This window comes from Streptomyces olivaceus (genome assembly GCF_000721235.1).
Classification (GTDB): domain Bacteria; phylum Actinomycetota; class Actinomycetes; order Streptomycetales; family Streptomycetaceae; genus Streptomyces; species Streptomyces olivaceus.
The window spans coordinates 265,188-284,252 of sequence record NZ_JOFH01000027.1 but is presented as its reverse complement, the minus strand read 5'-3'; the positions used below and the strand labels follow the sequence as shown (position 1 = coordinate 284,252).

Below are 19,065 nucleotides of genomic sequence, written 5' to 3'. Positions count from 1 at the left end.
GGGGAGGGCGGCGCTGTACAGCTCGGCGTACACGGGACTCCTAGTTGCTCGTACGACGATCGGATCGCCGTAAAAGATCACGTCTCGCCGAGAGTACTGGGACGATCACCCGCGCAAGGGAGATTGTCGAGATTCGGCACCGGCCGGCCCGCCCCGTGGAAACTCACCCCCGAGAACCGCCCGCCCTGGAGCACCGGGCCGTGCTGGACGCCGCCGCTGACGGTGTTGTGCACCGCACCGGCCGCCTCCCCCGTACCGTCCGACGGAGCGATCTCGGCCAGCAGCGCCCTCAGCTCCCGGGCCGCCTCGGGATCGGACAGCAGGGCCCGCCTCAGCCGGGCCCGCCAGGCCGCCTCGATGTCCGCGACGGCCTCGGCGTCGGCGCCGTCGCGGGCCGCCACCAGGTCACTCCGCGACGACCGCAGCTCCGCCGCGACGGCGTTCTCGTCGCCGTCGCGGGCGAAGAACCTGGACAGCCGGTGCCGCGCCTGCTCCCAGGTCTCCGACACCATGAGTCCCACCAGTGTGGTGGCCCCGGAGGCGGCGAGCGCCGCCAGTTCGGCTTCCATACGCAACCCCTGCCATCCGTGCGCGGCCGGACTCCGACAGCCCTCCGGGCCAGGGTAGGCAGCCGGGCGGCCGCGCACAGCGGGATTCCGCGTCAGCCCCGCTCCGGCTCCAGCCGCAGCGAGATGCTGTTGATGCAGTACCGCTGGTCGGTCGGGGTCGGGTAGCCCTCGCCCTTGAAGACGTGGCCCAGGTGGGAGCCGCAGCGGGCGCAGCGGACCTCCGTGCGGACCATGCCGTGGGAGCGGTCCTCGATCAGCTCGACCGCGTCGGTGTCCTTCGGGTCGAAGAAGGACGGCCAGCCGCAGTGCGACTCGAACTTGGTGGTGGAGGTGAACAGCTCCGCGCCGCAGGCCCGGCAGGAGTAGACGCCCTCGGTCTTGGTGTCGGTGTACTCACCGGTGAAGGCGGGCTCCGTGGCGGCCTCGCGCAGAACGGCGTACTCGGCCGGGGCCAGTTCCTTCCGCCACTGCTCGTCCGGCTTCTCGACGTCGTACGACATGAGTTCTCAGCCCCTTACTTACTGGTTCGCCTGGCTCGACAGCTCGTCCAGGATGCGCGGTCCGAGGTCGGTGACATCGCCCGCGCCCATGGTGAGAACGAGATCACCGGCCTTCGCCATTCCCGCGACCGCGGCGGGCGCCGCGTCCTTGTCGTGGACCGGGGTGACGTCGGCGCCGGCGGACCGCGCCGCTTCGACGATCAGGTCGCTGGTGATGCCCGGGATCGGGTCCTCGCGGGCCGGGTAGATGTCGAGGACGACCGAGGCGTCGGCGAGGGCCAGCGCCTGGCCCATCTCCTTGCCCAGTTCCTGGGTGCGGGAGAAGAGGTGCGGCTGGAAGAGGACCAGGATGCGGGCGTCGCCGACCGCGGCGCGCATGGCCTCCAGGTCGGCGGTCATCTCGGTGGGGTGGTGCGCGTAGGAGTCGACGACCTGGACGCCGGCCGCCTCGCCCTTGAGCTGGAGGCGCCGCTTGACGCCCGTGTAGGCGGCCAGCGCGGGAGCCAGCTCGGCGGCGGGGACACCGAGGGCGGCGCCCGCGGCGAGGGCGGCGACGGCGTTGTGGGCGTAGTGGCGGCCGGGGACGGAGACGCCGAAGGTCAGCTCGGCACCGTCCAGGACGACGGTGACCTCGCTCTTCAGGCCCTGCGGGACGACCGACAGGATGCGTACGTCGGCGTCCTCGGACTCCCCGTAGGTCACCGTCCGCACCGTGCCGGCCAGCCGCCGGGTCAGCTCCCGGGCGCCCTCGTGGTCGGCCGCGATCACCAGCGTGCCGCCCGGGACGATCCTGTCGGCGAAGGTCTCGAAGGACTCGTAGATCTCGTCCATGGACGCGTAGTTGGCGTGGTGGTCCAGCTCCACATTGAGGACGATGGCGACCTCGGGGGCGTACCTGTGGAAGCTGCGGTCGCTTTCGTCCGCCTCGGCGACGAAGATCTCGCCGGAGCCGTGCAGGGCGTTGGAGCCCGGCTCGTCGAGGTCGCCGCCGATCGCGTACGACGGGTTCAGACCCAGCTCGGACAGGGAGACGGCCAGCATCGAGGTGGTGGTGGTCTTGCCGTGCGTGCCGGCCACCGCGAGGGGGCGCAGCCCGTTCATCAGGGCGGCGAGCGCGTCGGAACGGTGCACGACCGGGATGCCCAGTTCGGCGGCGCGGGCCAGCTCCGGGTTGTCCTCGCGGATCGCGGAGGACACGACCACGCAGCTCGCGTCGTCGGCGAGGTGCCCGGCCGCGTGCCCGATGTGCACCGTGGCGCCCAGCGCGCGCAGCGCCCCGGCGGTCGCGGACTCCTTGGCGTCGCTGCCCGCCACCGCCGCGCCCCGCTGGGCGAGGACCTTGGCGATGCCCGACATCCCGGCGCCGCCGATGCCGATGAAGTGCGGTCGGTCCATGGCGGTAGGAAGGCCGGGTGCCATGCGCTGTTCTCCCCAGGGGTGCGGCGCGTCGTGGTGCGCGAGAGGTGGTCTGCTGCGTGGTGCGCCGGGCGGTGCGCCGCCCGGCGGTGCCGCGCCCCTCGCCGGGGCGCGGCCCCAGCCTATGCCTTGCTGTGGGAGAACAGTTTCAGGACCGGTACGCCGACCTTGTGCCGGGCCCGGGAGGCCCAGTCCCGGTGGAAGAACTCCTCCACGTAGTGGGGATCGGTCAGGACGATCACCTCGTCCGCGCCGATCTCCAGGACCAGGGACTTCAGCTCGTCCAGCGGGTGGTCCTCGATCAGCCGGCCCTCGGCCTCGGCCCCGGACGCGCGCAGGGCGGTGAGGGACACCTCCAGCGCCCGTCTGCCGACGCCCTGCGCGTCGTCGCCCTCGGGGGTCTCGTTCTCCCGCACGGCGTCGTCGAGCTCGCCGAGCGCGACGTCGTCGATGGCCCGCAGCAGCCGGTCGGCCTGGTCGCCGCGCGGCTGGAGCAGCACGTGGAAGGCGACCGTCTCCTCGCCGTGCAAGGTGGTGACGAACTCCACGTCGGCGGACGTCAGGGCCTTCTCGATCATCAAAACGCTTGTGAACACCAGGCGCCCCTTCTCCTTCGAGGGTCCGTGAACCCACCCTCCGTAGGCCGTGCCGGACCCTGCGGAAACCATCCTGCCCCGTGATCGCACGGGTACTGCCGGATTCAGTGTGCCCGGCGCGAACCAAACGGAACGGGAGATTCCGCCGATTCCCGGGAGCGCGGTACGGATCGAACCTCTATTCGGCAGCCGCGTCCGGGGCGTCACCCGCCCCGACCGGGGCCGGCTCCGGGAACGGCTCAGGCGCGCCGGTAACGGCTGAAGAGGAAACCTTCCTCCTCCAGGAGGGACGCCAGCGTGAACCGCCGGGGCACCTCCACCGAGGGTCCGCCCGCGATCCGCTGGGCGTCCCCGGCGGCGAGCATCGGCGACACGGTCAGGCACAGCTCGTCCAGCACCCCGGCCGCGACGAACTGCCCGAGGAGGCGCGGACCGCCCTCGGTCAGCAGCCGGGTATGGCCGAGGGCGGCCAGTTCCCGCAGCGCACGGGCCGGGTCCACGCCGACACCGTCACCGGCGATCACCACCCGGGCGCCGGCCCGCTCGGCGGCCTCGATCCGGTCCGGGGCCGCGGCGGCACCGGTCAGGACGAGGGTGGGCACGGCCGGGGCAGTGAACAGCGGCAGCGAGAAGTCCAGCTCCAGGCTCGCGCTGACCACCGCGACCGCCGGCACGGGCTCCTGCCCGGCGGCCCGCCTCCCCTCGGCGAACTCGGCACGCGCGCGTGCCGGGCGGTACCCCTCCTGCCGTACGGTCTCGGCGCCCGCGATCACCACGTCGGCCAGCGCGCGCAGGGTGCCGAAGACGCGCATGTCGGCCGCGCTGGAGATGGGCTGGGAGCGGCCGTCGTGCTGGGCGGCACCGTCGAGGGTGGACACCATGTTGGCCCGCAGCCAGGTCTGCCGCCGCCCGTCCGGCACCGGGTAGGCGTACGCCGCCGCCAGCTCGGCCAGGCTCCACTCCCGGTCCCGATCCCCGTCGGTCGCGTCGGCTCCGAAGCCGGCATCGGCACCGGAGCGGGCGCCGGACGGGGCGGGGTCCGGGCCGGCCGGCCGGTCGGTCACGGGGAACAGGCGTCGCATGCCGTGCAGTGTTCCACGCGCCCGCGGCCCGAACCCCGCCGCCCGGCCCTCCCCCCTCCCTCCCCACAGGTCGCACCGCGTCCCTTCGCAGAGGCCGCACCGCCCCCTCCCGGACAGGGCCTGCCGTGTCCTCTTCGAACAGGGCCTACCATTGACGACCGTGTCGCCCTCCTCCACCCCCGCCTCCGACCGCACTCCGATAGCCGGGACGGCCCCGCTGTCCCTGTGCTCCCGCGAGCCGCGGGTGCCCGCGGACCGCCTGGTCGCCGAGATGGTCCCGCCGCCGCGTTTCGACTCGGTCCGCTTCAGCACGTACCTCCCGGACCCGAACCAGCCCAGCCAGCGCGAGGCCGTGCACGTCCTGGAGGAGTTCGCGAACGGTCTCGGCCAGGCACCCGGCCCGGCCGCCGGCAGGCGGGGCCTCTTCGGGTTCGGGCGCGGCAGGGCGCCGAAGGTCCCCGCAGGACCCCGCGGCGTCTACCTCGACGGCGGCTACGGCGTCGGCAAGACCCACCTGCTGGCCTCCCTGTGGCACGCCACCGACGCCGAGCCGTCCCGCAAGGCCTTCGGCACCTTCGTGGAGCTGACCAACCTGGTCGGCGCCCTCGGCTTCCAGCAGACCGTGCAGACCCTCTCCGGGCACCGCCTGCTGTGCATCGACGAGTTCGAGCTGGACGACCCGGGCGACACCGTCCTCGTCTCCAGCCTGCTCGCCCGGCTCGTGGAGGCGGGCGTCGCGCTGGCCGCCACCTCCAACACGCTGCCCGGCAAGCTCGGGGAGGGCCGGTTCGCGGCGGCGGACTTCATGCGGGAGATACAGGGCCTGTCCGCCCACTTCCGCGCCCTGCGCATCGACGGCGAGGACTACCGCCACCGCGGTCTGCCCGAGGCCCCGGCGCCCTACTCCGAGGAGCAGGTCACCCGGGCGGCCCGGGCCACCGAGGGCGCCTCCCTGGACGACTTCACCGCGCTCCTCGACCACCTCGCCCGGGTCCACCCCAGCCGCTACGGTGCGCTGACCGACGGCCTCTCGGCGGTGTGCCTGACGGGAGTGCGTCCCGTCCCCGACCAGTCGACGGCCCTGCGGCTCGTGGTGCTCGCGGACCGGCTCTACGACCGTGAGGTGCCCGTCCTGACCTCCGGGGAGCCCTTCGACCGGCTCTTCGGCGAGGAGATGCTGAAGGGCGGCTACCGCAAGAAGTACTTCCGGGCGATCTCCCGCCTCACCGCGCTGGCCAGGGACGCCGCGCCCCTCGTCGACGCTCGCTGAGAACCCCCGTACGCCCGGGGTGCAGCCGTACCCCGGACCTACAGTCGTACGCCCACGGGTAAAGCCATACGCCCGGTGTACAGCCACAGGCCGGAGCGCGGCCGTACAGCCGAGTGCGCCTTCGCCCCCGGGCAACGCCCGTACGCCGCCCCGCAAACGGCCTCTTCGCGCCAAGCAACCCGCGATTTTCAGGCTCTCTTCAGCCCGTAACGCTACGTTAACCCTGCAAAGCTCTTCGCAGGGTTAACGTGACTCTTGACTGCGCATTGACCCTGCGTTGACCGAGTCATGACCCGTGCACCGACCATGCCCGGGCGCACAGCGAAGCACGAAGTACCTGGAGGGGGCTCATGTTCCGAGGCTCGAACGCCCGGCTGCGGATTCCACTCCTCGCCGCCCTCCTCGTGGCCCTCCAGTTCCTCGCCCCCTCGGCTTCCTTCGCAATCGCGCATACGCACCGCGATGCCATGGCCAACGCTCAGTCCGGAATCATCGCCTCCGGCCCCTCGTCGCACGAGGAGCGGGTCGCGTGCCACGACACCGGCCGTTCGGGACATCCGCACGGTCCCGCACGCGTCCGCGGCGACCGCCACCGCGCCACCACCGCGCCCCGGCCCGAGCTGCCCGAGCACTCGCTCCGGGGGCAGCGCGACCCGGCGGCCGACACTCCCCTCCTGTCCGGCGGGGCGGCCGGACCCCGGTCCAGAGCCGCGGCGGACCACTCCCCGGCGGCCCTCCAGGTCTTCCGCTGCTGAGCGGCACGGCACCTCCCCCACCACTGCCCCGCCCGTCCGACGCGCCCCCACTGCGCGCCAGGAGGAAACCCGCATCATGCAGCAGCCCCTCATCGACAACGCCCGTACGTTCGGACAGCGCCCTGAGGAGTTCGCCGGGCACGCCGCAGGCCAGTCGCCCGAAGTCCTGTTCATCACCTGCTCCGACTCCCGGGTCGTACCGGCCCTCATCACGGGCGCCCGGCCCGGCCAGCTCTTCGAGCTGCGCACCGCGGGCAACATCGTCCCGCCCTACGCCGGCGAGCGCCCCAGCGGCGAGACCGCCACCATCGAGTACGCCGTCACGGTGCTCGGCGTCACCGACATCGTGGTCTGCGGCCACTCGCACTGCGGCGCCGTCGGCGCGCTGGTGCGCGGCGACGACCTGACCGCCGTACCCGCCGTGCGCGACTGGCTGGCGCACGCCGCGGACGAGCCGAAGCCGTGCGACACCACCGACCCCACGGTCGCCGAGGCCGTCCAGCACCACGTGCTGGCGCAGCTGCTGCGCCTGCGCTCCTACCCGTGCGTCGAACAGCGCCTGGCGGACGGCCGGCTTCGCGTGCACGGCTGGTACTACGAGGTCCACACCGGCCTCGTGCGCCAGCACAGCGCGGACACCGACGCGTTCGAGACGCTGTGAGTGCCGACATGTCTCTCATATCGAACCAGAGCCGCAAGTTCCCGCACTGGCGGAAGGATTTCACCGCCTCCCTCGTCGTCTTCCTGGTCGCGCTCCCGCTGTGCGTGGGCGTGGCCGTCGCCTCCGGCGTCCCGGCCGAACTCGGCCTGATCACCGGCATCGTGGGCGGTCTGATCACCGGTTTCCTGCCGGGCAGCAGCCTCCAGGTCTCCGGCCCGGCCGCCGGTCTGACCGTGCTGGTCTTCGGCGCGGTCGACGAGTACGGGCTGCCCGCGCTCGGTGTGATCGTGCTCGCCACCGGGCTCATCCAGCTCGCGATGGGCGCCCTGAAGCTGGGCCGCTGGTTCCGGGCGATCTCCCTGTCGGTGGTCGAGGGCATGCTGGCCGGCATCGGCCTCGTGCTCATCGCCGGACAGCTCTACTCGGCCGCCGGCCTGGAGGCACCCGCCTCCGGCATCGACAAGATCATCGGCCTGCCCGGGGCCGCCGCCGACGCGGTCGGCAGCGCCGAGGCACTCACCTCGCTGGCCCTCGGCGCGGGCACCATCGCCGTGATGGTGCTGTGGAAGCGGCTGCCGAAGGCCGCGCAGACCCTGCCCGGCGCGCTGGCCGCGGTCGTGCTGGCCACGGCGGTCACGGCGGCGTTCGGTCTGTCGGTCGCCACGGTCGAGGTCAACGGCCTGCTGGACTCCATCCAGCCGCCCGGCGCCGACGCGTTCGGCCAGCTGGCGAGCGTGGGCCTGCTGGGCACGATCGTCGCGTTCACCCTGATCGCCTCGGCCGAGAGCCTGTTCAGCGCCGCCGCGGTGGACCGGCTGCACACCGGTCCGCGCACCGAGTACAACAAGGAGCTGATGGCGCAGGGCGCGGGCAACACGGTGTGCGGTGTGCTCGGCGCGCTGCCGATGACCGCGGTCATCGTGCGCAGCTCCGCCAACGTGAGCGCCGGCGCCCGGACGAAGGCGTCCCGGGTACTGCACGGCGTGTGGCTGCTGCTGTTCGCCGCGCTGCTGCCGTCGGCGCTGGCCCTGATCCCGCTGCCCGCGCTGGCCGGCATCCTGGTGCACGCGGGCTGGAAGCTGATCCCGTTCAAGGGCGTCGTGGCGCTGTGGCGCGGTCACCGCGGCGAGGCGCTGATCCTGGTGGTCACGGCCGTCTCGATCGTCGCGGTGAACATGTTCGAGGGCGTGCTGATCGGTCTGGCCCTGTCCGTGGTCAAGACCGCCTGGGAGGCCTCGCACCTGAAGCTGGAGATCGTCGACAAGGGCGCGGGTCCCGTCCAGGTCCACCTGACGGGCAACGCGACCTTCCTGCGGCTCCCGAAGATCCTGGAGAGCCTGGAGGCGCTGCCGCAGGACCGCCCGGTCGAGCTGGACCTGTCCGGGCTGCACCACCTGGACCACGCCTGCCGCACGGCCCTGGAGAACTGGGCCGAACGGCACAGCTCCGCCGGCACCGACCCGGTGAAGGTCACGGAGCCGGAGAGGGCTCCGGTGGCGAAGGCGCCGGTGTAGCCCGTCGACCCCGTCCGGCACTTCCCGCGCGCCCCCGCGGGAAGTGCCGGGCGGCTTGCGTCGCGGCCCGGCCCGCCTCGGCGGCCCGATCGTCCTCGGCGACGCCGACGGTCGCGGCGCCCCCGGCGCCCCCGGCAGTCGCGGCAACCCCGACACCCGTGCGGGGACGCCGTCGTGACACGAGGGGCACGCGTGGTTCCCGGGGCTCCTGGCAGGTGATAGACACTGCGGGGTCACTGTCCTGTCCGCCAGCAGGAAGGTTTCCCCATGTCCGCAACCCGACGCCAGGTGCTGGCCCGTACCGGAGCCCTGGGCGCAGGCATCGCCTTCACCGGCGCCCTCTCGGAGCTCTTCGCCGGCACCGCGGCCGCCCAGTCCCTGGGCCACACCGGCTACGGCCCCCTCGTCCCCGACCCCGACGGCCTGCTCGACCTGCCCAAGGGCTTCCACTACCGCGTGCTGTCCCGCGAGGGCGACGAACTGCGCTCCGGCGAGGGCAGGGTGCCCTCCAACCACGACGGCATGTCGGCCTTCCCCGGGCAGGGCCCCGGCAGACACGGCCACACCCACCTCGTCCGCAACCACGAGAACCGCGCCGACGGCCGCGTCCCGGTCCCGACCGTCGAGGGCCTGACGTACGACCCGGAGGGCAAGGGCGGCTGTACGGCCCTTGAGCTGGACTCCCGCAACCGCGTCCTGTCCGAGCGGGTCGCCGTCGCCGGCACGGCCGTCAACTGCGCGGGCGGGCCCACGCCCTGGCACACCTGGCTGACCTGCGAGGAGACCGAGGACCGGGCCGGCACCAACGGCTACACCAAGGACCACGGCTTCATCTTCGAGGTCGACCCGGTCGACCCGCACCGCACCGGCGCGGTGCCGCTGACCGCGATGGGCCGCTTCCAGCACGAGGCGATCGCCGTCGACCCGCGGCGGGGCGTGGTGTACGAGACGGAGGACGCCTTCGAGCGGCCCTTCGGCCTCTTCTACCGCTTCCTGCCCGAGAAGCCGCTGGGCGGCAGGGGATCGCTGCGGGCGGGCGGCAGGCTGCAGGCGATGCGCGTGCCCGGCGTGCCCGACCTCTCCTCGATCCAGGAGACGGGCGCCACCTTCGACCGCATCGAGTGGGTGGACGTCCCCGACCCGCTGGCCGACGGGACACCCATCCGCTTCCAGGACTTCGGCCGGGGCGGCATCACCCACGCGCAGAAGCTGGAGGGCTGCTACTGGGGCGGGAGCAGCGTGTACTTCGTGTCGTCCTTCGCCCACAGCGACGAGGGCTCGGCCGCCGACCACTACGGCCAGATCTGGCGCTACGACCCCGAGCGGCGCCGGCTCACCCTGGTGATCGTCTTCGGTCCGGACACCGACGTGCAGCTGCCGGGCGAGTCCCCGGACAACATCTGCCTGGCACCCAGCGGCGGCCTCATGGTCTGCGAGGACGGCAACGGCGCGCAGCACGTCTTCGGCGTGACGCGGCGCGGCGAGGTGTACGCCATGGCCCGCGGCGCCCAGAACATCGGCACGGAGGAGGAACCCGAGTGGGGTGAGTTCGCCGGCGTCACCTTCTCCCCCGACGGCGACACGATGTACGTCAACTGCTACACACCGGGCACCACCTTCGCGGTGACGGGGCCCTGGCGCAGGTAGCGGTACGGAACAGGCGGGGCGCACCGTCCGGTCGCCGAAGCCTGCCACTGAAGCGGCGGCCCCGGGGTACCCGGGCCGCATGACTCAGAACGTGCAGGTCAACGGCTCGTACTGGCTGCAGACAGCACCGGGCGGCGCGCCCCGCCCCGCGCTCGCCGAGGATCTCGACGTCGACGTCGCCGTGATCGGCGCCGGTGTCGCGGGGCTCAGCGCCGCCTGGGAGCTGGCGCGGGCCGGGCGCAGTGTGGCGGTCCTGGAGGCCGGGCGGGTCGCCGCCGGCGTCACCGGCTACACCAGCGCCAAGCTGACCGTCCAGCACACCCTGGTCTACGACAGGCTGCGCCGCACCCGAGGCGCGGAGGGCGCCCGGCTGTACGCCCGCTCGCAGTCCGAGGCGATCGAGCACGCCGCCGGGATCGTCGCCGAGCTGGGCATCGACTGCGAGTGGGAGACGCGCGACGCGTACACGTACGTCCGCGCCCCGGACCGCGTCGACGAGGTGCGGGCGGAGGCGGACGCCGCGCGGGAGGCGGGGCTGCCGGCGTCGTTCGTGACGGAGACCGGGCTGCCGTTCCCGGTGGCGGGCGCCGTGAGGGTGACCGGGCAGGCCCAGTTCCACCCGCTCAAGTACCTGCGGGCGCTCGCCGCGGACCTGGAGGCGCGGGGCGGGCTGATCTTCGAGGACACCGTCGTCCACGGTCTGGACGAGGGCACGCCGTGCCGCGTGTCCACCGGCACGGGGGCGTCGGTCACCGCCCGGGACGTGGTGGTGGCCACGCACTACCCCGTCTTCGACCGCGCCCTGCTCTTCGCCCGGCTCTCCCCGCGCCGCGAGCTGGTCGTCGCCGGGACCGTCGGGGCGGACCGCGACATCGACGGCATGTACATCACGCCGGAGCAGAACACCCGCTCGGTGCGCACGGCACCCCTGGACGAGGCGGGCCGCCGCCTGCTGATCGTCACCGGGGAGCACTTCACCCCCGGCACGGGCGACACCCGCGAGCGCTTCGAGCGCCTGGCCGCCTGGGCGGACGAGTACTTCCCCGGCGTCGAGCGCACCCACGCCTGGGCCACGCAGGACATCGACCCGACCGACACCGTGCCGATGGTGGGCCCGCTGCACCCGGGCGCGCACCACACGTACGTCGCCACCGGCTTCGGCGGCTGGGGGCTGAGCGGCGGCATCATGGCGGGCCGGCTGCTCACCGCGCAGGTCACCGGCGAGGAGTGCGCGTGGAGCGGGCTCTACGACCCGCGCCGGCTGCGTACGGCGGTGCGCGAGGCGCCGTCGCTGCTCAAGACGCAGGCCGAGGTGGCCCGGCACTTCGTCGGCGACCGGCTGCGGCCCGCGCCGCCGGTGGACTCACTGCCGCCGGGCGAGGGCGCCGTCGTGCGGGCGGGCGGAGACCGGCTCGCGGTCTACCGGAACGAGGAGGGCACCCTGCACGCCGTCTCGCCACGCTGCACCCACCTGGGCTGTCTCGTCGACTTCAACGCGGCCGAGCGCGCCTGGGAGTGCCCCTGCCACGGCTCCCGCTTCGGCACGGACGGCAAGGTCATCGAGGGCCCGGCGACGAAGCCGCTGGAGCAGCGGGACATCTGACGGCGCCGGAGGGCCTGGACCGGGCGGGTGACCGAACCGGCACGTCACCCCATTTAGTAACACAAACAGAACATCTCACTCCTACGTTCGTACGGTGATCACTCTCGTACGACGCGCCACCGCGCTCTGTGTCCTGGGCGCCGCCCTCACCGCCTGCGGGACCACCGCGGCCGAGGTGGCTCCCCGCCCGGCGCCCTCGGCCCCCGCCCCGTCCTCCTCCGCCTCCCGGACCCCCACCCCCACCCTCGCCCCCGGCCCCGGCGGTCTCACCCCCGTCTTCGAGCACGGCCCCCGCACGGACGGCACGACCCACGGCGAACAGGACGGCACCCGGGACGGCAAGCTGATCGCCCTCACCTTCGACGCCGACATGACCGCCGACCAGGGGCCGCGCGCCGCGTCGGGCGAACGGTTCGACAATCCGCAGCTGATCGCGGCGCTGCGGGAGCTGAAGGTGCCGGCGACGGTGTTCATGACCGGCCGGTGGGCCGAGGAGTACCCGGACAAGGCCCGCTCCATCGGCCGCGACCGGCAGTTCGAGATCGCCAACCACTCCTACAGCCACTACGCCTACACCGACGACTGCTACGGCCTGCCGACGGTGGCCGAGGACGACATGCGCGCGGACCTGGAGCGGGCGTACACGGCGTTCGAGAAGGCCGGGGTGCCGAACCCGATGCCGTACTTCCGCTTCCCCGGCGGCTGCTACGACAAGGCGGCCCTGAAGGAACTGTCCGCCACCGGTGTCACCGCCGTGCAGTGGGACGTGGTGAGCGGCGACGCCTTCGCCACGGACGCCGACGCGGTGACCCGGCAGGTGCTCGACGGAGCCCGGCCGGGATCGGTCGTGGTCATGCACTGCACGCGCAGCGCGGCCCCGGTGACCGAGGAAGTGGTGCGGGCGGTGGTTCCCGAACTCCGCAGCCGGGGCTACCGCTTCGTCAAGGTCTCGGACCTGGTGGGCGCGGCGAACGGCCGCGCCTGACGGTCCGGGACCGGCCTGCGATCAGCCCGCCGCGCGAACCCGGGCCGGGTCGGCCGCTTCCGCCGCCTCCTGGAAGGCGACGACGGCCTCGCCGTGGTCCCTCACCCAGTCCGTCAGGACCTCGATGGGCTCCACGAGGGTCAGGCCCAGGTCGGTGAGGCGGTACTCGACCCGCCGTGGCGCTTCGGCACGGCGTTCGACCAGACCGTACTGCTGGAGCCGGCGCAGCGTCTGGGTGAGCACCTTGCGCGAGATGCCGCCGATGAGGTCCACGAGCTCACCGTGCCTGCGCGGCCGATGACTGAGCCCGAAGAGCACGAGCACGGCCCACTTGTCGGAGATGATCTCGACCGCCAGGCGCGTGGGGCAGTCGGCGAGGAAGGCTGGTCCAGCCACGTTCCGCATGACATTCGAAGGTACCAGGAGGTACCCGACGGCTCCGTAGCGTCTTCCGTGAGCAACGAAACCAGCAGCGGACACAGAGGAGTCACCATGCCACGAGTCGTCGTGTTCGACGAGTTCGGCGGGCCGGAGGTCATGCACGTCGTCGAGGAGCCGGTCGTCGAACCCGCCGCCGGCGAGGTACGGGTCAGGATCGAGGCGTTCGCCCTCAACCCGCTCGACCGGATGATGCGTGCGGGCACCTCGCCCGCGACCGTCCCCCTGCCGCACGCCCGCCTCGGCATCGAGGGAACCGGCGTCGTCGACGCGCTGGGCCCCGGAGCCACCGGGCTGGAGGTCGGCGATCCGGTCGTTCTCGCTGCCGTTCCGGACCCGAGCGCCCGGGGCAGCTACGCCGAGTACACCACGGTCCCCGCGAGCCAGGTCGTCGCCCGGCCGGCCGGGCTCGCGGTCACGGAGGCGGCGGCGGTCTGGGTCGGGTACTCCACCGCCTACGGCGCGCTCGTCGAGAAGGCGGGGATGCGGCCCGGCGACCACGTCCTCGTCACCGCCGCGTCCGGCGGCGTCGGCCGCGCGGCCCTCCAGGTCGCCCGTCAGATCGGCGCCGTGCCCCTCGCCGTCACCCGGCACACCGCGAACCGGGACGACCTGCTCGCCGCGGGCGCCGCCGCGGTCGTCGCCACCGACCGCGCGGACGTCGTCGAAGCCGTCCGCCACCACACCGGCGGGGCCGGCGCCGACATCGTCCTCGACCTCGTCAGGGGCCCCGGCCAGCAGGATCTCCTGAGGGCGGCCCGCCCCGGCGGCACACTGGTCGCCGCGGGCTTCCTGGACCCCCGGCCCACGCCCTCCCCGACCGGCACGCCGCTCAGGGTCTTCAGCTACCGGAGCTTCGAGCACACCCTCGACGCCGTCGTGGTGAGACGCATGGCGGCCTTCCTGAACGCCGGCGTACGCCTCGGTGCGCTGCGGCCCGCCGTCGGCGAGGTGTTCGCCCTAGACGACATCGTCGAGGCACACCGCCACCTGGAGAGGGGGCTGCACGCCGGGAAGAAGATCGTCGTCACGGTCCAGGAACGGAGGGACGCGCGATGAGGCCCGTCAGCCCAGCAGCGCGAGCAGCCGACCCAGCGCCTCCATGACGGGCCTGCCCACCTCGCCCACGATCGCCGCGATCTGCGAGACGGACGCCAGGATCATGCCGCGCTCACGCAGCGCGGCCCGGTCGGGGGTGAGCGCGGGCAGCGCGTCGTCCACGGTCCGGGCCTGGTCCGGGGACAGCACCGGACGCAGCTCGCCGAGGAGGCGGGTGAGGTCCGCCACGGCGGCTCGCAGCTCGGTGTCCGGAGCGGTGTTGTGGTAGATGCCGATGACCCTTTCGCCGCCGTGCACGTTGACGACGTCTCCGTAGTAGTTCGACGTGTCGCTCACAGTTTCATCCCCGTGTTCCCCCTGCCGCCGTTCAAGTTGACGACGGAACCGAAGTCGTTCGTGGTGTTGTGCTGCTCAAGGACGGCGGTGAACTCGTACTCCGGGTGATCGATCGCGTACACGATCTGCCCGGCGATCGCCCGCAGTTCATCCATGGTCGGCAGGGTGAGGACCACCCTGGAACCGCTGTTCAGCTCGAAGATCAGCACCGGCTTCCGCGACGAGAGCAGGACGGCGCCGACGACGACCAGGGCGAACCCGGCCAGGACCACCAGGGTGGGGCCGCCCCCCTCGTCCAGGGAGCCGAGCCGGTCGGAGAACAAGGAGGCGCTGACCACCACCAGCAGGAGGTAGAGGCCGGCCTTGCCCCAGTCGGGCCTCAGCCTGAACACTTCGACCCAGCTGACGTTGGGCAGCGGAACCGCCGCCGACCCGACCCACAGGATGTGCCGCAGGACCTGGAGTTGCAGCGGCTTTCCCTTGCGCGGAGGCAGCGGCACCGGCGGTATCCGGGAGGGCGACTGCGGCGGCGGGGACGAAGGCCGGGGCGGAATCCCCGGCAAGGGCCCGGAGGGTCTCCCGGGAGGTGGTACGCCAATGCCGCCCGTGTGATCCATGGTTCCCCCGTACCCTTCGTCACGACCGCCCGCGCAGCGCGTGGCGCGGGAGCCTCATTAAGCCTCTGCGGGGTCGAGGGACGGCAGGCGGGATACGGCCAATCTGCCTTCGATCCCCAGGGATGAGCCGGAGGTCGGCCGTCGTGTGCGGGGGCTGCGGACCGCCGGGACACTCCGGTCTACCCTGGAGGGATGAGCGGCGATTCCGACCGGGCCCCGGACGACCACTCCCCCTTCGACGCCGCCCGGCCGCCGGAGGCCGAGGGCCCTCCGTACGCGGACTGCGTCCTGTGCCGGGAGCCGACGGAGTATCCGGAGTCGTACAAGGGCATCACGCTCTGCCCGGTCTGCGCATGGCAGGAGGCCCTACGCACGGCCTGCTCGGGCTGACCGGCCCGCTCAGGACGAGGGTCTGCGCGAGCTGAGCGCACAGGCCGCCGCGGTCGCGGCCGAGGCGAGTGCCGCGGCGGCCGCCAGCGGCAGCAGCGGCAGGGGGACCGCGCCCGATCTCGACCCAGTGACCAGGCCGCTGACCGCCGCCCGCGCCGGGGAGCCCGACGCCACCAGCGCCAGCAGGGCCGCCAGCAGCAGGGCGGGGACCGCGCGGCCGGGCGAGCGCAGCACCGGCCAGGTGGTGAGCGCGCCGACGGCGGTGCCGAGCAGGGCGCACACCAGCGCGGCGAGCAGTCCGGCACCCGCCGCCGGGAGCAGGGCCACGCGCGTGCCGCGTCCGGTGCTGACGGGGTCGCTGATGAGCGCCACGACGACGGTCGCCGCCGCGCCCAGGACGACCGCGGCGGCCAGCGCCACCAGCACGGACGCCAGGTGGGCCCGCCCCGGACCGCGTGCCGCCGCCGCACAGCCCCGGGCGGCGGACGGCTCACCCGTGACGGAGATCCGCACCAGCCAGGCCGCGACCGGCAGCAGCACGGCCGCCGACCAGCCCAGCGAGTCGAGCACCGGCTGCCCGCCCTGCACGCCGATGCCGAGGGCGGCGGCGTACAGGACGACGGGCGGCAGCCAGCGCTGGGAGCGCAGCAGCAGGGCCGCCTGGTAGCGCAGGAGAGCGGTCATCGCCGGTCCTCCGGGGCGTGCACGCTCACCACGTGCCAGGGCGGCCGGGCGGTCAGCAGCGTGCGCAGCACCACGTCGGAGTGCGAGGCGGGGACGGCGAGCGTGTGGCGACCGGGGCCGGTCTCCTCGGCCCGGACGACGGTCCGGCGCACGTCGGCGGGCAGGGCGGCATCGGACGGACCCCGCACCCGGACGACGACACGCGGCCCGTCCGGGACGCCGGCCGGGGCGGTACGACGGTGCAGGGCGCCGTCGCGGACCGCGTACACGGCGTCGGGCGCGTCGGCCAGGCGGCGCGGGTCGTGGTCGACGAAGACGACGGCCCCGCCCGCCGCCGTCCGCTCGGCGGCCGCCCGTTCCAGCTCTCCGCGTGCCTCCGCGTCGAGCCCGGTCCAGGCCTCGTCGAGGACGAGCAGCTCCGGCTCGGCGAGCAGGGCCTGCGCCACCGCCACCTTCTGGCTGCTGCCCTTGGACAACCGGGCAAGCTGTGTGCCGGCGTACTGCCCGGCCCCGAGCCGCTCCAGCCACTCCCCCGCCGCACGCGCCGCCGACCGGCGGGGCAGCCCGTGGACGCTGCCGAGGTGGGTGAGGTACTGGAGGGCGGTGAAGGGCAGGGCGGGCGGGAAGCGTTCGGGGACGTAGGCGGTGCGCGGCCGGCCGGTGACCCGGCCCTCGGTGGGGGCGTCGATGCCGGCGAGCAGGCGCAGCAGGGTCGACTTGCCGGTGCCGTTGGTGCCCTCGACGCGGACCAGGGTGCCGGGCGCCACGTCCAGCTCGACGCCGCGCAGCACCCAGGGGCCGCGGACGCCGTAGCGGCGCCCCACGCCGTTCAGCCGTAGCTCGGGTCGCATGGGGCCATCCTCTCGCGGGGCGCGGGCGGACGGTTGGCAGACTGTCGGGGTGAGCAATGATCCGGCGATGCCCGTTCCCGTTACCGACCCCGCCTCCGTCCCCGCCCCCGACAGCCCCTTCCGGGCCGAGGCCGGGGACCGTGATCTCGCGCCGCAGTTCGTGCTGCCGCTCGTCGTGCGCATCGAGCGGGCGGCGCCGCCGCACCGTACCGACGCGCTGGAGACCGCGGCCCGGGCGGTGCTGGTGATGCTCGGGGACGAGCGGTCGACCGGTGACGGCGAGTGGGCGCGGGCGGTGCGGGACTGGCAGGACGCGCGGATCCGCAAGGTCGTGCGGCGGGCCCGCGGCGCCGAGTGGCGGCGGGCCGAGGCGCTGCCCGGCATCACGGTCGGCGGGAAAACGGCCGAGGTGCGGGTGTTTCCGCCGGTGCCGTTGGACGGCTGGCCGAAGGACCTGGCCCGGCTCCAGGTCTCCGGCACCGACCTCGACGACCCCGAGCCGCCGGCCGGGGCCGACCCCGCCACGCCGGTGCTCTGGATGAACCCCGGCCTGGACATGTCGGCGGGCAAGGCGATGGCCCAGGCCGGACACGGTGCGCAGCTCGCCTGGTGGGAACTGTCCGACGGCGAGCGGGCGGCGTGGCGCGACGCGGGGTTCCCGCTGTCGGTACGCACCGCGGACCCGTCCCGCTGGAGCGGCCTGACCACCGGCGGCCTTCCGGTGGTGCGCGACGCGGGCTTCACGGAGATCGCGCCGGGCTCGTGCACGGTGGTGGCGGACCACCCGGCGCTGCGGCGGTAGCCGCCCCGCCCACGCGAAAGCTCAGATGTTGCTGTCAACTTGACCCGGCCCTGAAAGGACCGGGCTTGGAGGTAGTGCCCAGCTGGCTGCTGAGGTGGACTCCTCCGTCCAGACGCCCCGTTATGGGGTGGCAGGGACGCGTGACTCACGCCCCGCGTTCCACACACTCTCGCCACGGGTGGCGATGTTGTGGGAAGCGTTCCGGTCGGCGTGGGCAACGACCCCGCACCCCCGGCAGATGAAAAGCCCCTGGTCGACACGGTTGCGTTTGTCGACGTGTCCGCACTCGGCACACGTCTGTGACGTGTACGCAGGATCAACGAAGACCAGCGGCACACCGGCCCGCTCGGCCTTGTAGACGATGAAGCCTCCGAGCTGGGCGAACGCCCAGGAGTGGAGCGCGACCCGTTGGGGCTTGCGGAGCCGTACCCGGTTGCGGATGCCCTTGAGTTCTTCCAGGGCCAGGCCGCGCCCGGTGCGTTCAGCCTCGGTCACGATCGTCTTGGAGATGATGTGGTTCTGGTTGGCGGCGTGCCGGGCTTCCTTGCGGGCGCGGGCCCTGAGCCGTCGCTTGGCGCTCTTGGTGCGCTTCTTCTGGAGCTTGGCCCGCAGGGCGAGCTGTCGCTTGCGGTACCGGTTGAGGCCGCGCCCGGCGGCGAGGTAGCCGGTGGAGGCGGTGGCGATGTTGGCGATGCCGAGGTCCACGCCGATGAAGCCGTCCGGCTCGTACCTCTCGGCCGCCACAACGTCACAGGTGGCGACGAGATAGAACACGCCGTCGCGCGCGATCAGGTCGGATTCGCCCTGCCGGTGCGCCTTCAGCAGCTTGAGCGCGTCGGCGGAGCACACGAACGGGACGTTCCTGACCCGGCCGTCCACGGTCCAGATGGACACGGTCTGCTGGTCGTACTGCCAGCTCAGGCATCGGTCGTCATAGGGCTGGGCGGCGTCGGGGCGAAAGGCGACCGGCTTGGACTCGGCCTTGCGGCGACGCCCGGAGCCTTCCCTGCCGAGGTTTCCGGCTCGGATGTTGGCCTTGAGCGTGGTGTAGCCGTCGCGCACCTTCTTGATGACGTGTTGCGCGGCCTGCGCCCCCAGCCCCCGTGCTTTGAGTTCGGCGTAGGTGTGCGTGCGCAGCTCGTACTCGCGCGGCAGACCGCGCTCGAACGCCACCGCCGACACCCAGTTCGCGGCGCCATTGACCGTGGTCAGGGTGCGCTCGAGCGCGGATGCCTGCACGGCATCCGGCACGAGCTTGACCTGCGCCACGAGCTTCACAGACGCGATCGT

The 19,065-nt window shown here is 73.3% G+C and carries 21 protein-coding genes; 10 read left to right on the top strand and 11 right to left on the bottom strand.

Annotated features, from left to right (window positions below):
• Positions 1 to 77 precede the first annotated feature (77 nt).
• From IG94_RS0127765 to IG94_RS0127745, 5 genes are all read right to left on the bottom strand, one after another.
• Complete coding sequence (locus IG94_RS0127765) at positions 78 to 569, bottom strand: hypothetical protein (protein WP_052410886.1); 492 nt, start codon at positions 567 to 569, stop codon at positions 78 to 80.
• Positions 570 to 661: 92 nt separating this feature from the next.
• The gene (gene msrB / locus IG94_RS0127760; protein ID WP_031042982.1) at positions 662 to 1,069 is read right to left on the bottom strand and encodes a peptide-methionine (R)-S-oxide reductase MsrB; all 408 of its coding nucleotides are present in this window, start codon (positions 1,067 to 1,069) and stop codon (positions 662 to 664) included.
• An 18-nt stretch (positions 1,070 to 1,087) separates the two neighbouring features.
• Positions 1,088 to 2,488 carry a UDP-N-acetylmuramate--L-alanine ligase gene (gene murC, locus IG94_RS0127755; protein ID WP_031042980.1) on the bottom strand — a complete coding sequence of 467 codons (1,401 nt, stop codon included), beginning with the start codon at positions 2,486 to 2,488 and terminating at the stop codon, positions 1,088 to 1,090.
• 119 nt (positions 2,489 to 2,607) lie between these two features.
• Positions 2,608 to 3,081, bottom strand: a complete 474-nt coding sequence (locus IG94_RS0127750) for a hypothetical protein (RefSeq protein WP_031042977.1) — start codon at positions 3,079 to 3,081, stop codon at positions 2,608 to 2,610.
• Between the two features lie 239 nt (positions 3,082 to 3,320).
• Positions 3,321 to 4,163, bottom strand: coding sequence for a pyrimidine reductase family protein (locus IG94_RS0127745; RefSeq protein ID WP_031042975.1), 843 nt, complete (start codon positions 4,161 to 4,163; stop codon positions 3,321 to 3,323).
• Positions 4,164 to 4,380: 217 nt separating this feature from the next.
• Between IG94_RS0127745 and zapE the strand changes: the two genes are divergently transcribed.
• The 7 genes from zapE (at position 4,381) to IG94_RS0127710 (ending at position 12,598) form a co-directional block, all read left to right on the top strand.
• The gene (zapE, locus tag IG94_RS0127740) at positions 4,381 to 5,433 is read left to right on the top strand and encodes a cell division protein ZapE (RefSeq protein ID WP_107060707.1); all 1,053 of its coding nucleotides are present in this window, start codon (positions 4,381 to 4,383) and stop codon (positions 5,431 to 5,433) included.
• A gap of 350 nt (positions 5,434 to 5,783) precedes the next feature.
• A complete protein-coding gene (locus tag IG94_RS0127735) occupies positions 5,784 to 6,188 on the top strand; it encodes a PHD finger domain-containing protein (RefSeq protein WP_031042969.1) in 405 nt (134 codons plus the stop codon).
• A 76-nt stretch (positions 6,189 to 6,264) separates the two neighbouring features.
• On the top strand, positions 6,265 to 6,849 hold the full coding sequence (locus tag IG94_RS0127730) for a carbonic anhydrase (RefSeq protein ID WP_031042967.1): 585 nt from the start codon (positions 6,265 to 6,267) through the stop codon (positions 6,847 to 6,849).
• Between the two features lie 8 nt (positions 6,850 to 6,857).
• Entirely contained in the window at positions 6,858 to 8,363 is a 1,506-nt protein-coding gene (locus tag IG94_RS0127725; RefSeq protein ID WP_031042965.1) for a SulP family inorganic anion transporter, read from the top strand.
• 267 nt (positions 8,364 to 8,630) lie between these two features.
• Positions 8,631 to 10,010: a PhoX family protein gene (locus IG94_RS0127720; protein ID WP_031042963.1), complete on the top strand. Its 1,380-nt coding sequence runs from the start codon at positions 8,631 to 8,633 to the stop codon at positions 10,008 to 10,010.
• Positions 10,011 to 10,089: 79 nt separating this feature from the next.
• A complete protein-coding gene (locus IG94_RS0127715; RefSeq protein ID WP_031042961.1) occupies positions 10,090 to 11,613 on the top strand; it encodes an FAD-dependent oxidoreductase in 1,524 nt (507 codons plus the stop codon).
• Between the two features lie 94 nt (positions 11,614 to 11,707).
• Positions 11,708 to 12,598 (top strand): polysaccharide deacetylase family protein, encoded by an 891-nt coding sequence (locus IG94_RS0127710; RefSeq protein ID WP_031042959.1) that lies wholly within the window; start codon positions 11,708 to 11,710, stop codon positions 12,596 to 12,598.
• A 21-nt stretch (positions 12,599 to 12,619) separates the two neighbouring features.
• Here the strand turns inward: IG94_RS0127710 and IG94_RS0127705 are convergent, their stop codons facing one another.
• Complete coding sequence (locus IG94_RS0127705) at positions 12,620 to 13,003, bottom strand: winged helix-turn-helix transcriptional regulator (protein ID WP_031042957.1); 384 nt, start codon at positions 13,001 to 13,003, stop codon at positions 12,620 to 12,622.
• An 87-nt stretch (positions 13,004 to 13,090) separates the two neighbouring features.
• Here IG94_RS0127705 and IG94_RS0127700 point away from each other — a divergent pair, with 87 nt between their 5' ends.
• Complete coding sequence (locus IG94_RS0127700) at positions 13,091 to 14,095, top strand: zinc-dependent alcohol dehydrogenase family protein (protein WP_031042955.1); 1,005 nt, start codon at positions 13,091 to 13,093, stop codon at positions 14,093 to 14,095.
• Between the two features lie 6 nt (positions 14,096 to 14,101).
• On the opposite strand, the gene IG94_RS0127695 is transcribed toward IG94_RS0127700, so the two are convergent.
• Together IG94_RS0127695 and IG94_RS42000 are read right to left on the bottom strand one after the other, a co-directional pair.
• Positions 14,102 to 14,431, bottom strand: coding sequence for a hypothetical protein (locus IG94_RS0127695; RefSeq protein WP_031042954.1), 330 nt, complete (start codon positions 14,429 to 14,431; stop codon positions 14,102 to 14,104).
• Complete coding sequence (locus tag IG94_RS42000; protein ID WP_031042952.1) at positions 14,428 to 14,931, bottom strand: DUF6232 family protein; 504 nt, start codon at positions 14,929 to 14,931, stop codon at positions 14,428 to 14,430. The genes IG94_RS0127695 and IG94_RS42000 overlap by 4 nt, the downstream gene beginning before the upstream one ends.
• Before the next feature lie 309 nt (positions 14,932 to 15,240).
• Here IG94_RS42000 and IG94_RS0127685 point away from each other — a divergent pair, with 309 nt between their 5' ends.
• Positions 15,241 to 15,438 carry a hypothetical protein gene (locus IG94_RS0127685; RefSeq protein WP_031042949.1) on the top strand — a complete coding sequence of 66 codons (198 nt, stop codon included), beginning with the start codon at positions 15,241 to 15,243 and terminating at the stop codon, positions 15,436 to 15,438.
• A 9-nt stretch (positions 15,439 to 15,447) separates the two neighbouring features.
• Here IG94_RS0127685 and IG94_RS0127680 read toward each other — a convergent pair whose 3' ends face one another.
• Both IG94_RS0127680 and IG94_RS0127675 read right to left on the bottom strand, forming a co-directional pair.
• Positions 15,448 to 16,122, bottom strand: a complete 675-nt coding sequence (locus IG94_RS0127680) for a hypothetical protein (protein ID WP_031042946.1) — start codon at positions 16,120 to 16,122, stop codon at positions 15,448 to 15,450.
• Positions 16,119 to 16,973: an ATP-binding cassette domain-containing protein gene (locus tag IG94_RS0127675; RefSeq protein WP_031042943.1), complete on the bottom strand. Its 855-nt coding sequence runs from the start codon at positions 16,971 to 16,973 to the stop codon at positions 16,119 to 16,121. Before IG94_RS0127675 ends, IG94_RS0127680 begins: the two co-directional genes overlap by 4 nt.
• 67 nt (positions 16,974 to 17,040) lie before the next feature.
• On the opposite strand from IG94_RS0127675, the gene IG94_RS0127670 reads away from it, so the two are divergent.
• A complete protein-coding gene (locus IG94_RS0127670) occupies positions 17,041 to 17,775 on the top strand; it encodes a peptidyl-tRNA hydrolase (RefSeq protein ID WP_031042940.1) in 735 nt (244 codons plus the stop codon).
• 120 nt (positions 17,776 to 17,895) lie between these two features.
• On the opposite strand, the gene IG94_RS0127665 is transcribed toward IG94_RS0127670, so the two are convergent.
• Positions 17,896 to 19,053, bottom strand: coding sequence for an RNA-guided endonuclease InsQ/TnpB family protein (locus IG94_RS0127665; RefSeq protein ID WP_031042938.1), 1,158 nt, complete (start codon positions 19,051 to 19,053; stop codon positions 17,896 to 17,898).
• Positions 19,054 to 19,065: the final 12 nt, after the last annotated feature.

Excerpts from the sequence above, each read along its gene's own strand:
- IG94_RS0127725 (WP_031042965.1), top strand. The coding sequence starts at position 6,858 with ATGTCTCTCATATCGAACCAGAGCCGCAAGTTCCCGCACTGGCGGAAG.
- IG94_RS0127735 (WP_031042969.1), top strand. The coding sequence starts at position 5,784 with ATGTTCCGAGGCTCGAACGCCCGGCTGCGGATTCCACTCCTCGCCGCC.
- IG94_RS0127675 (WP_031042943.1), bottom strand. The coding sequence starts at position 16,973 with ATGCGACCCGAGCTACGGCTGAACGGCGTGGGGCGCCGCTACGGCGTC.
- msrB (WP_031042982.1), bottom strand. The coding sequence starts at position 1,069 with ATGTCGTACGACGTCGAGAAGCCGGACGAGCAGTGGCGGAAGGAACTG.
- IG94_RS0127685 (WP_031042949.1), top strand. The coding sequence starts at position 15,241 with ATGAGCGGCGATTCCGACCGGGCCCCGGACGACCACTCCCCCTTCGAC.
- murC (WP_031042980.1), bottom strand. The coding sequence starts at position 2,488 with ATGGCACCCGGCCTTCCTACCGCCATGGACCGACCGCACTTCATCGGC.
- IG94_RS0127745 (WP_031042975.1), bottom strand. The coding sequence starts at position 4,163 with ATGCGACGCCTGTTCCCCGTGACCGACCGGCCGGCCGGCCCGGACCCC.
- IG94_RS0127720 (WP_031042963.1), top strand. The coding sequence starts at position 8,631 with ATGTCCGCAACCCGACGCCAGGTGCTGGCCCGTACCGGAGCCCTGGGC.
- IG94_RS0127730 (WP_031042967.1), top strand. The coding sequence starts at position 6,265 with ATGCAGCAGCCCCTCATCGACAACGCCCGTACGTTCGGACAGCGCCCT.
- IG94_RS0127715 (WP_031042961.1), top strand. The coding sequence starts at position 10,090 with ATGACTCAGAACGTGCAGGTCAACGGCTCGTACTGGCTGCAGACAGCA.
- IG94_RS0127700 (WP_031042955.1), top strand. The coding sequence starts at position 13,091 with ATGCCACGAGTCGTCGTGTTCGACGAGTTCGGCGGGCCGGAGGTCATG.
- IG94_RS0127670 (WP_031042940.1), top strand. The coding sequence starts at position 17,041 with ATGCCCGTTCCCGTTACCGACCCCGCCTCCGTCCCCGCCCCCGACAGC.
- IG94_RS0127680 (WP_031042946.1), bottom strand. The coding sequence starts at position 16,122 with ATGACCGCTCTCCTGCGCTACCAGGCGGCCCTGCTGCTGCGCTCCCAG.
- IG94_RS0127765 (WP_052410886.1), bottom strand. The coding sequence starts at position 569 with ATGGAAGCCGAACTGGCGGCGCTCGCCGCCTCCGGGGCCACCACACTG.
- IG94_RS0127705 (WP_031042957.1), bottom strand. The coding sequence starts at position 13,003 with ATGCGGAACGTGGCTGGACCAGCCTTCCTCGCCGACTGCCCCACGCGC.